Source organism: Paenibacillus sediminis (assembly GCF_017873765.1).
In the GTDB taxonomy this organism is placed as follows: Bacteria; Bacillota; Bacilli; order Paenibacillales; family Paenibacillaceae; genus Paenibacillus_AG; species Paenibacillus_AG sediminis.
This window is the reverse complement of sequence record NZ_JAGGKP010000007.1, coordinates 111,865-126,239: the sequence shown is the minus strand read 5'-3', so window position 1 is coordinate 126,239 and position 14,375 is coordinate 111,865. Positions and strand designations below refer to the sequence as shown.

The following is a 14,375-nucleotide window of genomic DNA, read 5'->3' as shown; positions in this document are numbered from 1 at the left end:
CAATTTCTGCGCTTTCATTTTAGTTAGTACAGTTAGTATATCGGAAAAGTATGTACTTTTAAATCCTTTTTTAATGTTAGATTGATCATCATGAACAGATACAGCAGTACCGTTGTCTCCTTAGTATGGAAGCGATATAATCAGATTAAAGGTAAAGACAAGGGGGAACGGACGATGGAACAAACTTCATTAGCTCTTAAAGAGTGGGCTTCTACGGTGCAGGCGCTCGAAAGAGGAAGTCAAATATTGCTGATGCGTAAGGGCGGTATTGAAGAGGAGACGAAACATTTTGAACTTAAAAGTCATTCCTTTTATTTGTATCCGACATATGAGCATCAGCGGAAAGAATTGATTAAACCTTCATATCAACAATTGGTTGATTTATCACTAGAGAACTGGTCTTCTGAACAGAAAAATGTAATGATTAAGGCGTATGCAGAAGTCATAGAGGATCTTGAGATTCAAGATGAGAAGCAGCTTGGACGACTGCGCGAATTACATATGTGGACGGATGAATTTGCAGACCAGCGGCTGCGTTGGAAGCGTAAAAGTCCTCTGCATGTCCTTCTAGTTCGGGTATATCGGCTGGACAATCCAGTCGAAATTCCAATTGAAGATGAGTACCTTGGATGTAAATCGTGGATATCAGTACCGCTTGCTTTACATTCAAATCAATATACACCAGTGCTTAGCGATGAACAGTTTGCATCACATATTCGGTCCATTAAAGAAGCACTCAACTATAGCTAACTACGAAAAAGCAAGACTGGACTTTCATGAAAGTCAGTACTTGCTTTTTGCGGTTCATACGTACACTGGCAAGGTATGAATTCAATTCATCTTTGTCAAACTTTTATAGTATGAAAATTAGGTTAATGCAAGGCTTGTCTTGTTGCTAATGATTTCATTTTATTATAAAATAGATGAGAATCAGTGAGAATCAATTAAAATTATTCTAATCTGATATTTATTATGATCTACATGTAACCAGAGAGCTGAATTCTCTGTTTATATATGCTATTTCAGTTATTATGAATGCTAACAATATTAAATGGAGGGAAAATAAAGCATGTCAACAAAATTCGTCATTGAAGGCTTGAAAAGTACAATCGAAGGCAAGGAAATTCTGAAAGGAATTAATCTTGAAATAAAGGGCGGAGAAATTCACGCGATCATGGGACCGAACGGTACAGGTAAAAGTACGCTGGCTTCAACTTTGATGGGACATCCTAAATATGAAGTTACTGCTGGTAAAGTAACTTTGAACGACGAAGATGTGCTTGAAATGGCAGTAGACGAGCGTGCGCGTGCAGGTCTGTTTTTGGCAATGCAATATCCAAGTGAAATTGCTGGTGTAACGAACTCTGACTTCTTGCGCAGTGCAATTAATGCTCGCCGCGAAGAGGGCAATGAAATTTCGCTCATTAAATTTATCCGTCAAATGGAAAGCAAAATGAAAGAGCTCGAAATGAATCCTGAGTTCGCTCATCGTTATTTAAATGAAGGTTTCTCAGGCGGTGAGAAAAAACGTAACGAAATTTTGCAAATGATGCTGCTTGAACCGAAGATCGTTATTTTGGACGAAATCGACTCTGGTCTTGATATAGACGCACTCAAAATTGTTGCGAACGGTGTAAATGCAATGCGCAGTGAAGAGCGCGGCTTCCTCATTATCACTCACTATCAACGTTTGCTTAACTATGTAAAACCTGATTTTGTACACGTCATGATGCAAGGACGTATCGTAAAATCCGGCGGTCCTGAACTTGCTGAACGCCTGGAAGCTGAAGGCTATGATTGGGTTAAAGAAGAACTAGGTATTGTAGACGAAACTGTAGGTCAAGAAGCGTAAGTTAAGGAGGAGGAATCGTATATGACAACACAAACAACTCTTCCGGTTGACACTGAGACGCTGACGGCCCTGTCGAAGTCAAAACAAGAACCTGCGTGGCTGACAGAAAGCCGCACCAAAGCATTGGAGTTAGCAGGTCAACTGGAACTGCCCAAAGTAGAAAAAACAAGAATTGATCGTTGGAACTTGCAAAATTATGGATCATATAAACAAAGCGGATTAATTAAATCCGTCGACGAATTGCCTGAATCGGTCAGAAACTTAATTCAAGCTAATGAAAACAGCAATTTGATTGTTCAACGCAATTCGAGCGTTGTATTCACTAAGCTGTCTGAAGATTTAAAAGGTAAAGGTGTTATTTTCACAGATCTAGAAACGGCTGTAAGAGAACATGGCGATCTGGTGAAAGCACATCTGTTCACAGCTGTTAAGGCAGATGAGAACAAGGTTACAGCGCTTCATGTAGCACTATGGAATGGCGGCGTATTTCTATACGTCCCTAAAAATGTTGAAGTCGATGTCCCTCTGCAAGCTGTATTTTTCAATGACGATGCATCAGCAACATTTGCTCCGCACGTTCTTCTCATTGCAGACAGCAACAGCCGCGTAACTTATGTAGATAACTACTTATCGAATGGAACGAACGGTGAGCTTGTGCATAACGGGATTGTAGAAGTGTTCGTTAAATCGGGCGCGAAAGTACAATATGCAACAGTTCATGCGATGAGCGAGCAAACGACAGAACTTACTTACCGCCGCGCAGTTCTAGACAATGATGCTAACATCGAATGGATCGTCGGAGAAATGAATAACGGGAACACAATGAGTGATACTCACTCATTGCTTAAAGGCAACGGTTCTAACTCCGATACTAAAGTGATTGCTGTAGGCTCTGGTTCACAAAAACTGAACTACACAACAAGAGCAAATCATTTTGGTAAAAGCTCCGAAAGCCAAATGATTACACGTGCAGTAATGCGTGAAGAAGCAAGCGCGATCATTAATGGTATTACGAAAATTGAAAAAGGCGCTACGAAAGCTAACGGCGAGCAAACTGAAAAAGTGCTTATGCTCAGTCCTAAAGCACGCGGGGACGCAAATCCAATTCTGCTTATTGATGAGGATGATGTTAAGGCAGGTCACGCGGCTTCTGTAGGTCAAGTCAATGTAGAACAAATTTACTACCTAATGTCTCGCGGTATTTCACGTGAGGAGGCAGAGCGACTTGTCATCTACGGTTTCTTAGCACCAGTTGTTTCTGAAATTCCGCTTGAGCTTCTTCAAAATCAACTCCAAACCTTAGTTGAAGGGAAGCTGGGACAATGAACACTGCATGGATTCGCGAGCAATTTCCAATATTAAATCAACAGGTTAATGGTCATCCGCTCGTATATTTGGATAATGCAGCGACTTCACAAAAGCCACGCGCAGTAATCGAGGCCGTAAAGCACTATTACGAGCGGGATAATGCTAACGTTCACCGTGGTGTTCATACGCTTGGAAGCCGAGCGACAGACGCTTATGAAGGCGCTCGTGAGAAGGTTGCTCGTTTTATTCATGCGAAACATACACAAGAAATTATTTTTACGCGAGGCACTACGACGGCGCTCAACTTAGTCGCCTCATCTTATGGCCGTTCTGTATGCGGCGAAGGTGATGAAATTGTCATTACTCCTATGGAGCATCACAGCAATCTCATCCCTTGGCAGCAAGTCGCTAAGGCGACAGGCGCGACGCTTAAATATTTACCGCTCCAGCAAGACGGCAGCATTAATCTAGAAGATGTAGAGAAGACTGTCACTGATCGAACAAAAATCGTATCTGTTGCATATGTATCTAATGTGCTCGGTGTAGTCAACCCTGTTAAACAAATTGCAGAAATAGCGCATCGGCATGGTGCAGTTATGGTTGTTGATGGTGCTCAAAGCACGCCGCATATGAAAGTAGATGTGCAGGATCTCGATTGCGACTTCTACGCATTCTCAAGTCATAAAATGTGCGGACCAACAGGTGTTGGCGTACTTTATGGCAAAAAGTCGCTTCTGAATAATATGGAGCCGATTGAGTTTGGCGGTGAAATGATTGATGACGTAGGTCTATATGAATCGACATGGAAGGAGCTTCCTTGGAAATTTGAAGGCGGTACGCCAATCATTGCAGGAGCTGTAGGACTTGGTGCAGCGATTGATTTCTTAACAGAGATTGGACTCGATGAGATCGACCGTCACGAGCGTCAGATTGTAGAATATGCACTGGAACGGCTCTCAGAGGTTGAAGGACTCACGATCCACGGCCCTCGCAATCGTACGGTCGGCTTGGTCAGCTTCAACTTGGATGGCATTCATCCACACGATGTAGCCACTATACTCGATTCGAATGGTATCGCGATTCGTGCAGGGCATCATTGCTGCCAGCCGCTGATGCGCTGGCTTAATGTAAATTCTACTGCAAGAGCGAGCTTTTACCTGTATAATACTAGAGAAGATGTTGACCGTCTGATCAACGCCTTAATCCAGACAAAGGAGTATTTTGGCGATGCAACTCGATGATTTATACCGCCGTGTGATTATTGATCATTATAAAAATCCTCGTAATAAAGGGGCTTTTGAAGATGATGCTGTTACCGTAAATTTGAACAATCCAACTTGTGGTGATCGAATTTCGTTGCAGCTTAAAGTTGAAGACGGTGTTGTACAAGACGCTAGATTTATGGGCGAGGGATGTTCCATCAGCATGTCTTCGGCATCTATGATGACAGAAGCTATTAAAGGTAAATCGATGGAGCAAGCTCTCGACCTTGCCGATAAATTTTCTAAACTGATGCAAGGCGAGCAGGTGGACTTTGACGAATATGAAGACCTTGAAGCATTGTCAGGCGTTAATAAATTCCCTGCCCGCATCAAATGCGCAACACTCGCTTGGAATGCACTCAAAAAGGGCATTAACAACGATTAATAATAACTACTAATGAAATAGGGAGGTTGAGAAATATGGCTAAAAAGGCACCTGAAATAGAAGAGTACAAATACGGTTTTAGGGATGAGCACAAAGCGGTCTTCCAGTCCGGTAAAGGGCTTAGCCGTGAAATCGTTGAAGAAATTTCCCGCATTAAAGGTGAGCCTGAGTGGATGCTTAATTTCCGCCTTAAATCACTAGAGCAATTTGAGAAGATGGCGCTTCCTCGTTGGGGCGGCAATCTCGATGAGCTTGATTTCAACGATATTCAATATTATGTAAAACCTTCTGAAAAGCAAGGTAAAACGTGGGAAGAGGTTCCTGCAGAAATTAAAGAAACATTCGATAAGCTCGGTATTCCTGAAGCAGAACAAAAATTTTTGGCCGGCGTTTCTGCTCAGTATGAATCTGAGGTTGTCTACCACAGTATGCAAAAAGATCTCGAAGAGCAAGGTGTTATCTTTACAGATACAGATACTGCGCTTAGAGAGCATCCGGAAATCTTTAAAGAATATTTTGGTACAGTTGTACCGGCAGCGGACAATAAGTTCGCAGCACTGAACAGTGCAGTATGGTCCGGCGGAAGCTTCATTTATGTTCCAAAAGGCGTTAAATGTGAAATTCCCCTTCAAGCTTACTTCCGGATTAACTCCGAAAATATGGGTCAATTCGAACGTACGCTCATTATTGCGGATGAAGACAGCTTCGTACACTATGTTGAGGGATGTACAGCTCCAATATACAGCACGAACTCCTTGCACAGTGCCGTTGTCGAAATTATCGCTAAGAAAAATGCTCGCGTTCGTTATACAACGATTCAAAACTGGGCGCCTAACATTTACAACCTGGTTACCAAACGTGCGGTTGCAGAAGAAAACGCAACGATGGAATGGGTCGATGGCAATATCGGTTCCAAATTGACCATGAAATACCCAGCCGTTATCCTGAAAGGCCGCGGCGCTAAAGGCAGCGTATTATCTATCGCTGTTGCAGGTAAAGGACAGCATCAAGATGCTGGTGCGAAAATGATTCACCTTGCACCGGACACAACATCTACAATCGTTTCTAAATCGATTAGTAAACATGGCGGTAAAGTAACATACCGCGGTCTTGCTTCCTTCGGACGCAATGCAGAAGGTGCTAAATCGAACATTAAATGTGATACGCTCATTCTTGATAATGAATCGACTTCAGATACGATTCCTTATAACGAGATTATGAATGATAACGTTACTTTGGAGCATGAAGCTACCGTATCCAAAGTGTCTGAAGAGCAATTGTTCTATTTGATGAGCCGCGGCTTGACTGAAGCTGAAGCGACCCAAATGATCGTTATGGGCTTTATTGAGCCATTTACGAAAGAACTTCCTATGGAATATGCAGTAGAAATGAACCGCTTGATCAAGTTCGAAATGGAAGGCAGTATCGGGTAATTCTTGTTGTATCGTCTTCACTCTTATATGTAATTTGTAAATACGTGTCTGCTGTGACTTTCACACTATTGTGTTCAAGTCGCTCGGACACGTATTTTATTTTTACACTGGCTTCTTTTCTTTATTTTTTAAACTTTAGGGACAATACCCCTCGCATTTTCTTTTTTTGTACATATTTTATGATGTACCTTAAATCTGAAGGAGGGATATACATGGGTGGAGCCGTTGGAGGATATGGATACGGACATGGGATGTTTACATCAACAGGTGCCATATTAGTTCTCTTTATTTTGTTAGTTATCATCGCACGTACTATTCTATATTGATTAACTGATTAGCAGCCATTAGTTCCCCTTTCTCCAGTCTAACTCTGCCGGCTTAATTGCTGGCAGTGTTTTTTTCTTGAATTAATATCACATCACAAAGCAGGTTCCTCATTCAAAAGGAACCTGCTTTATTATTGTCTCTGAATATGAAATTAGATAAATACACGTTCTATTGCGATGCTGCGCTCTTTGGATAAATCCGTAAAACGTTGTTCTGTCTGAATGAGCGGTCTAAAGAAATCAGCAGGATTTGTCATCACAATCGTGCCTGTCTCGCCATTCGTTAAGACAACTTTCTTCCCAATGAAGTTAGGTAGCATATGTTGAATGAAGACTTGGGTTGCTGTTGCATTCAATTTATTGCCAAAGCTAAGCTCGAACATTTCTTGTAAAACGGATAACAGTTCACGTTTGCTCTGATAGATCCGATTCGATGTCATTGCACTATATACATCAGCAACAGCAGTGATTTTGGCGAAAGGATGAATTTCGCCCTCTCGGAGCTGCTTAGGATAACCCGTTCCATCTTCGCGTTCATGGTGTTGAAGGGCGACAAGCGCTGTTCGTTCATCTCCAATTGAATCCATAATAATGTCATAGCCGTATGTGGTGTGAAGCTTCATTGTTTCGAATTCTTCTGGTGTTAGTTTGCCTGGTTTTTTTAGAATTTCGGAAGGAATGAGAGATTTACCGATATCATGCAAGTATCCCGCTTTACCGGCGGCGTAAGCTTCTTCTTTGGAATATCCAAGCCAGCCAGCGATATAATAAGACAGCATGCTCACTTGCATCGAGTGTTTATAGGTGTAGTCGTCATCATCGTTTACCATGAGAAGCAGAGAAACGACGTCACTTTGACCAACTAATTGATCAACTAAAGGTTCAAGCGTATCATCTACCACGGATTCATTAATTTTGCCAGTGGATAACGCTTCCAAGAATAATTGTTCAAACCCGTCCATTGCTTGATCGATAGACGCTTTTGCTTTGTGGACGTTTTCAGCAATCGAACTCGGCGTTTGAACCGTAATGTCCGTTTGCCTTACTTCAATATCAACGTAATCAATTCCAAATTGAAATAATTTTGAAATGTCGTCCTGACCTAGTTTTGTTCCTTTAGGAAGAACATGGAGGCCATACTCGTTGAATGTGTCAGTTTGCAAAACGTCCCCTGGTTTAATTTCGGTAACATGTGCTCTCAAGGGAATACGCACCTCTATATACATAATTTTACTATCAATCATAGCAGTTAATATATAGATTGACAATAACTAGTTCTTTAGATGGAAGCCGTTGGGTCCCAAGGTCCTAACTGATGCCCTTGCCATTCTGATCCGTCATCCCAAATCTCCTTCTTCCAAATAGGAACGATATGTTTAAGGCGATCGATTGCGTAGCGGCTGGCTTCATAACATTCGCTCCGGTGCGGGGAAGAGACGGCGATAACGACACTGATCTCGGTGATGTCGACTTTTCCGATTCGATGTCCAATAGCGATACGTGTACCTGGCCATTTTCCCTCAATTTCATCGCCAATTTGCTGCATCATAGATAGTGCCATCGGTATGTACGCTTCATATTCAAGATAGACGGTTCGCAGTTCTCCAGTCATCTCACGAGTCGTTCCAATGAAGGACAGCGTTGCACCGTGGTTTGCGGTAATGACTTTTTTAGATATTTCTTCAACAGATAAGGGCAATGACGTTATTGTGTATAATCCGTCATCTGAGCTGTAAGTGTCCTTCGAAGTTCCGTCCCCTCCAGAAACTGGGGGAATAAGAGCTACTTCATCATTAGGAGTGATCATGGTATCCTTAGTAGCGTACTGCTGATTGACGGCGACAAAAGAGATCGATATGAGCTGTGATGCATCAGCGTACGACTCACAAAGACGTAATTTTAATTGTTCTACTGTTATGCCAGTTTCTTGAATAGGAAATTGAAGAACAGAAGTGCGCAGTCGTTCGGCTAATCCTGCAAACAGATGTATTGAAATGATATTGTGATCCATCAGGGTTCCACCTCATTATAAAACTTATTAACTCTTCAAATATATCATTCTTTACTTCAAAATGTTATGCTAAGGCTTTAAAGATTTGAACTAAGATATGACTCGAAGAGGAGGGACACGACTCATGTCAGACTTCGAACATCAGAAGTTTACCATTCTTCATACGAATGATTTACATAGTCATTTTGAGCGAGCTGGCCGGATCGCTGCTCTTATTCGTCAGGAGCGCAAGCTGGCTGCTGAGGAGGAAGTGATTCTATTAGACATCGGAGATCATATGGACCGAATGTCTGTCGAAACTGAAGGGACTCTAGGCGGTGCAAATGTGGACCTGCTGAATCTAATGAGCTATGATGGTATCACAATCGGCAATAACGAGGGATTGACCTTTACTCCGGGTACATTAGAGAAGACGTACAGCGATCTGATCTGCCCTGTGATATGCAGCAATGTACGCGAGATGACGACAGGCGAGACGCCGAAATGGATGCTGGAACATTTCATATTGCGTAAAGGCAGCTGCCGAATTGCGATGATTGGAGCAACTGCTCCATTCACTGATTTCTATAGATTGCTTGGCTGGGATATCGTTGATCCGATTCATGCGCTGACAGCAGAAATCGAAAAGTTACAAGGCAAGTATGATTTTCTTATGGTATTGTCACATCTTGGATTTAATACAGATCAGCGGCTTGCTAAAGCGTGCCCTGAAATTGATCTCATTCTTGGCGGACATACGCACCATTTGCTCGAAGAACCTGTATTTGTTGGGAAAACCGCTATTTGCGCTGCAGGTAAGTTCGGACAATTTATAGGGAAAGTAGTCGTTGAGAAGTCAGCTGAATCTGGACATTGGCATGTCATTCAGGGTGGTACGATTCCGGTCGACGCTGGAGAAGAAGACACGATGATCACGGATGCTATTGCTGCTCATGGCAAGCTTGCCAGAGATAATCTAGATCGTACGGTTACTGTAATGGATCGTACACTTACGATTGATTATACCCATGAATCGGCGTTTGGAAATTTGCTTGCTCAGTCCGTTAGACGCTTCACAGGCAGTGAGATTTCGTTAGTTAATGCAGGGCAACTGTTAGGGAATCTTCCTCAAGGACGAATCACGGAGGAAATGCTGCACGCACTGTGCCCTTCACCCATAAATCCAGTCCGTCTCAAACTTAAAGGCAGTGATATTATATACAGCTTAGAACAATCATTGCTGCCAGAATATACGATGAAGGTGATTCAAGGCTTTGGTTTTCGAGGCAAAGTGTTAGGCACATTGTGTGTAGATGGGATGAAGGTTATATTTGACCCGGACCGTACACCTTATGATAGAATAATTGAAGTACGAGTTAACGGCCAGATGCTGAACCCTGAACATTACTATGATGTTGGAACATTAGATATGTTTACGTTCGGGGTTGGCTATGAGCGATTGAAGGAAAGTACAGACAAACAATATATGCTGCCTGAATTTATAAGAGATTTGCTTCGAATGGAGCTGCAGACGCCCGAAGCTATTAATCAAAGCTTTCAGTCTAGATGGATTTCGGTTTAGACAAGTTATTCATGAGTTCGCAAAGAAAGCATATATTTGAATCAAAAATGAAGAAGAATATGAGGAGGAAAAAATGGATTTTTTTATTGCAATTATACTGGGGATCGTAGAGGGATTAACTGAATTTATTCCTGTCTCTTCAACTGGACATATGATTCTAACGTCAAAGATATTTGGGTATAACCAAGAAGATCCGCTGCTTAGTACTTTTGAAGTCGTTATTCAGTTAGGCGCCATTTTAGCGATTGCTTTAGTGTATCGTGAGCGTATTGCCAATTTACTTGGATTTAACCGCACAGAGCCGATCTCGAAGAAGATAGCTCCTCGCAATAGACTGAATATTATTCATGTCTTTCTAGGTATTGCACCTGCGCTGATCGTTGCTTTTTTTGCGAAGGACTATATTAAATCGTTGTTTAGTTCAACCGCAACGGTACTGTGGGCACTTGTTGTTGGCGGTCTGTTTATGATTTTTGCTGAGTGGTATTCGAAGAACAAAGCAAAAGTTACTGCCCATGAGATTGACGATATTTCGTACAAGCAGTCTCTTCTTATTGGCCTCTATCAAATTTTATCTGTCATTTGGCCTGGTTTCTCTCGTTCCGGATCTACAATGTCCGGAGGAATGCTAAGCGGGGTTAGCTACAAAGCTTCCTCAGATTTTTCTTTCTTGATTGCCATTCCGATTATGTGTGCTGCTTCCGGTTATGAACTGCTGGATTCTTATAAAAATTTCACAGCGGACACGATCGGTTATTTCATTGTTGGATTTATCGTTTCATTCGTAGTGGCATATATCGTTGTGCTTGGCTTCCTTAGATGGATTCAAAAGATTCAGCTCCGCCACTTTGCTTATTACCGTTTCGTTCTCGCAGCTATATTTTGGCTATTCGTTATACGTTAATATAACAAAGAACTAAGGCAGAGTAACCCGTCTTTGAAATAAGGACGGGTTATTCATTTTGTCCGTGACTGCAGTTATTATGAAGTTCATGGTATCATATAACAAGTGGATTTTTTGATTTATTTTAAAGAAAAAAGGTGATTATATATGAGTATTTCAACAGAACAGTCTTACACGTTACAGGGGATATCGCCTGATTATGATCCGTGGGATCCAATAAATTCGCTTCGAAAATACGGAAAGCATACACTTACGAGTGTAGAAATGACGGTGACTCATCTGTGTAATATGCGATGTGAGCATTGTGCTGTAGGCGATATGCTTGCTCTTAAAGATCCTGAGCAGATCCCGCTGTCATTAATATTAAAACGGCTTGATGAAGTAGAGCATCTGCAAACGATCAGTTTAACTGGCGGTGAACCGTCCTTCCGCGAAAAAACAGTCAACGAAACGATTGTTCCGCTTCTGAAATATGCCAAAGAGCGCGGAATTCGCACGCAAATTAATTCAAACCTTACACTGGATATTAGCCGTTACGAGAAGATGCTGCCTTATTTAGATGTGATGCATATTTCGTTTAACTACATAAATGCGGATGATTTCCATCAAGTGGGCTTTGCGAACAGCAACCATCCGGTAAAGCGTGAGACAGCTGTAAAATTGTATGAGACGATGATCGAAAATGCGCGCAGTCTTAGCGAACAAGGGATGTATATTTCAGCAGAGTCCATGATTAATTTCCGAACACATAAGAAGCTGCCGCAAATTCATCAGCTTATTACTGAAATGGGATCTAAACGTCATGAAGTACATCCAATGTACGCTGCTGACTTTGCTGTAAGCCTTCCAATGTTGTCACTAGATGAGATGCGGACAGCCATTTATGATTTACTGGATCATCGGAACAAAGACATTTGGATGTTGTTTGGCACACTGCCGTTTTTCGCTTGCAGCAACAGCGAAGAGGATCTGAAACTGATTAAACGGCTACGTAACGAACCGAATGTAACAGTCCGAAATGATCCTGACGGAAGAAACCGTGTCAATGTCAATCTATTTACGGGTAACGTATATGTAACGGATTTCGCAGCAGTACCTTCCTTCGGTAATGTAAAGGACGAGAAGCTCGATGATATTTTTGAAAAATGGTTATCCGAGCATCCATTAAATAAAACGGTGAATTGTTTCTGCGATACCGCGAACTGCTGCGGACCTAACTTGCTTGTAAAAGATATGTACTACAAAGATGTCGATTTTAAATCGAGAAAAGCGGCAACAATATAGACATCATTGAAGCGGGGAGTCATTATTGTGGACGTTCATACTGAATTTGATCTCGGAAAGTTAATATTAAATATATTTCTCGTTTTTATACTTGTCTTTCTAAATGCCTTCTTCGTCGCGGCGGAGTTCTCACTGGTTAAAGTTCGCCAGTCCAGACTAACTCAGCTTGTGAGTGAAGGCAATCGACTGGCTAGCTATGCTGTTAGAGTACAAAACAGACTAGATTCCTATCTATCTGCTACTCAATTTGGTATTACGCTAACTTCTCTTGGTTTAGGATGGATTGGAGAGCCTGCCATTTCTGAATTGCTCATCGAACCGATTATGCACAGCATAGGAGTTTCTGATGGAACATTTATTTCTACAGTATCTGCCGCTGTCGGTTTTGCTATTATTACTTTTTTGCATATTGTGCTCGGGGAGCTGGCTCCTAAATCATTAGCAATCCAAAAGTCTGAATCGGCATCGCTTTGGCTAGCAGCACCACTGCTTTTGTTCAATAAAATTTTCTTTCCGATTATTTGGCTTTTGAATAGTGCGGCGAATGGTCTGCTTCGGCTCATTGGCATTGAGCCGGCTGGTGAAGCAGAGGCAGCTCACTCCGAGGAAGAAATTCGGATATTGATGAATCAAAGTGCGAAGAGCGGCGTCATCGATCAGGATGAAATGAAGCTCATGGATAATATCTTTGATTTCTCAGATTTACTGGCTCGTGAAGTGATGCTTCCAAGAACGGATATGGTCTGTTTATATACGAACCTTTCCTTCGAGGAAAATATGAAGATCATTAACGAAACGAAGCATTCCCGTTATCCTGTAGCCATGGAAGATAAGGATCATATTATTGGTTTTGTACATATAACCGATCTGCTTCTTAAAAATCCGGATCAGCAGCAAGATCTAGCTTCTATTGCACGGCCGATACTCAATGTGCCAGAATCGATGGAGGTCAGCCACGTGCTGCGGTTAATGCAGAAAAGACATTCTCAGCTTACGCTTGTTGTGGATGAATATGGCGGTACAGCGGGACTTCTCACCATTGAAGAAATTTTGGAAGAAATTGTGGGTGATTTGTACGATGAGTTTGAGGACGAACGTGCAGAAATTGAACGCATCGGAAATGTCATTTCTGTAGATGGACGACTTCTTCTTGAGGATGTTCATGATCTAACGGGTGTAAATATTGAAGATCATGAAGTGGATACGATAGGCGGATGGATGTTCAAACAGCTCGAAGGGAATCCATCACGCGGCAAAAAAGTGGAGTACGATGGAGTCATCTTTGAAGTTGCTGAATCCACGAGGTTACGAATTCAAAGAGTACATATTCATCAACATACACAAGAGCCATTAGTAGATATTTCAGAAGAAGATGATCAAGACAATTAAATTCTATTTATAACTACATGATTTGACCTAGCCGTCTTAAGGCTAGGTCCTTTTTTTCAATTATAGTGAAGAATTCGACATTGTTGGTTCAGATTTTAGGCGAACGTCATATGTTAAATATGGAGAAATATCGATAAAGGAGGAATGTGTGTGAAAGAGCTGCAATCGTCTCAAGAACGGTCGTACACCCCTTTTATTGGCCCCTTTGATCCTTGTGTTCCTGTTACTCATAAAACGTATGTAATCCCGCCTAACCAATATATTGTATTCCAACCATTAAATTTACCGCAGTTTCCATTACAAGAAGCATTAAAGTTAGGCACTTTGTGGCCGGCATTATACAGTCCTTATGAATCAAGACGCGGGAGGAGGGAACAAACTAAGGATGGAAACGAAAGCCTATGATTACACATATTATGAGCTCCTTGAGCAGCTCCAGGTGTTTGATTTTGCTTTAGTCGAATTAAATTTGTATCTTGATACTCACCCGAATGATCTCCAGAGTATTCAGCAGTATAATACACTGACGCAAGAACGGACAAAGCTTGCCTATCAATTTCAGCAGCTGTACGGCCCTTTGCAAAATTTTGGTCATGCCTATTCTAAGTTTCCATGGGAGTGGTCAAAGAGTCCATGGCCATGGCAGGTGTAGCGCTATCC

15 protein-coding genes are annotated in these 14,375 nt (G+C 41.9%); 13 read left to right on the top strand and 2 right to left on the bottom strand.

The annotated features are described in order from the left end of the window. The first annotated feature begins 174 nt into the window (after positions 1–174). The 7 genes from J2Z20_RS13570 to J2Z20_RS13540 all read left to right on the top strand — a co-directional run bounded on the left by J2Z20_RS13570 (position 175) and on the right by J2Z20_RS13540 (position 6,566). Positions 175–750, top strand: a complete 576-nt coding sequence (locus J2Z20_RS13570; protein WP_209851217.1) for a DUF1802 family protein — start codon at positions 175–177, stop codon at positions 748–750. A gap of 319 nt (positions 751–1,069) precedes the next feature. Next, the gene (gene sufC, locus J2Z20_RS13565) at positions 1,070–1,852 is read left to right on the top strand and encodes a Fe-S cluster assembly ATPase SufC (RefSeq protein WP_209851215.1); all 783 of its coding nucleotides are present in this window, start codon (positions 1,070–1,072) and stop codon (positions 1,850–1,852) included. A 21-nt stretch (positions 1,853–1,873) separates the two neighbouring features. Further along, positions 1,874–3,178 carry a Fe-S cluster assembly protein SufD gene (gene sufD / locus J2Z20_RS13560; RefSeq protein WP_209851212.1) on the top strand — a complete coding sequence of 435 codons (1,305 nt, stop codon included), beginning with the start codon at positions 1,874–1,876 and terminating at the stop codon, positions 3,176–3,178. Further along, entirely contained in the window at positions 3,175–4,401 is a 1,227-nt protein-coding gene (locus tag J2Z20_RS13555; protein WP_209851209.1) for a cysteine desulfurase, read from the top strand. Before sufD ends, J2Z20_RS13555 begins: the two co-directional genes overlap by 4 nt. After that, positions 4,388–4,807 carry a Fe-S cluster assembly sulfur transfer protein SufU gene (gene sufU / locus J2Z20_RS13550; RefSeq protein ID WP_209851206.1) on the top strand — a complete coding sequence of 140 codons (420 nt, stop codon included), beginning with the start codon at positions 4,388–4,390 and terminating at the stop codon, positions 4,805–4,807. Before J2Z20_RS13555 ends, sufU begins: the two co-directional genes overlap by 14 nt. A gap of 35 nt (positions 4,808–4,842) precedes the next feature. After that, positions 4,843–6,240 carry a Fe-S cluster assembly protein SufB gene (gene sufB, locus J2Z20_RS13545; protein WP_209851203.1) on the top strand — a complete coding sequence of 466 codons (1,398 nt, stop codon included), beginning with the start codon at positions 4,843–4,845 and terminating at the stop codon, positions 6,238–6,240. Positions 6,241–6,452: 212 nt separating this feature from the next. Then, positions 6,453–6,566, top strand: coding sequence for a YjcZ family sporulation protein (locus J2Z20_RS13540; protein WP_209851201.1), 114 nt, complete (start codon positions 6,453–6,455; stop codon positions 6,564–6,566). 152 nt (positions 6,567–6,718) lie between these two features. On the opposite strand, the gene J2Z20_RS13535 is transcribed toward J2Z20_RS13540, so the two are convergent. Next, the gene (locus J2Z20_RS13535; RefSeq protein ID WP_209851198.1) at positions 6,719–7,768 is read right to left on the bottom strand and encodes an HD-GYP domain-containing protein; all 1,050 of its coding nucleotides are present in this window, start codon (positions 7,766–7,768) and stop codon (positions 6,719–6,721) included. Between the two features lie 77 nt (positions 7,769–7,845). Beyond that, a complete protein-coding gene (locus J2Z20_RS18145) occupies positions 7,846–8,577 on the bottom strand; it encodes a molybdenum cofactor biosynthesis protein (RefSeq protein WP_209851195.1) in 732 nt (243 codons plus the stop codon). A gap of 124 nt (positions 8,578–8,701) precedes the next feature. Between J2Z20_RS18145 and J2Z20_RS13525 the strand changes: the two genes are divergently transcribed. From J2Z20_RS13525 to J2Z20_RS13500, 6 genes are all read left to right on the top strand, one after another. After that, complete coding sequence (locus J2Z20_RS13525; RefSeq protein ID WP_209851192.1) at positions 8,702–10,138, top strand: bifunctional metallophosphatase/5'-nucleotidase; 1,437 nt, start codon at positions 8,702–8,704, stop codon at positions 10,136–10,138. Positions 10,139–10,211: 73 nt separating this feature from the next. Further along, positions 10,212–11,042, top strand: coding sequence for an undecaprenyl-diphosphate phosphatase (locus J2Z20_RS13520; RefSeq protein WP_209851189.1), 831 nt, complete (start codon positions 10,212–10,214; stop codon positions 11,040–11,042). Between the two features lie 147 nt (positions 11,043–11,189). Continuing rightward, positions 11,190–12,326 (top strand): radical SAM/CxCxxxxC motif protein YfkAB, encoded by a 1,137-nt coding sequence (gene yfkAB / locus J2Z20_RS13515; RefSeq protein WP_209851186.1) that lies wholly within the window; start codon positions 11,190–11,192, stop codon positions 12,324–12,326. Between the two features lie 27 nt (positions 12,327–12,353). Beyond that, positions 12,354–13,715 carry a hemolysin family protein gene (locus J2Z20_RS13510; protein ID WP_209851184.1) on the top strand — a complete coding sequence of 454 codons (1,362 nt, stop codon included), beginning with the start codon at positions 12,354–12,356 and terminating at the stop codon, positions 13,713–13,715. Between the two features lie 144 nt (positions 13,716–13,859). Beyond that, the gene (locus J2Z20_RS13505; protein WP_415640014.1) at positions 13,860–14,120 is read left to right on the top strand and encodes a spore coat associated protein CotJA; all 261 of its coding nucleotides are present in this window, start codon (positions 13,860–13,862) and stop codon (positions 14,118–14,120) included. Further along, a complete protein-coding gene (locus tag J2Z20_RS13500) occupies positions 14,101–14,367 on the top strand; it encodes a spore coat protein CotJB (RefSeq protein ID WP_209851178.1) in 267 nt (88 codons plus the stop codon). Before J2Z20_RS13505 ends, J2Z20_RS13500 begins: the two co-directional genes overlap by 20 nt. The last annotated feature ends 8 nt before the right edge of the window (positions 14,368–14,375 follow it).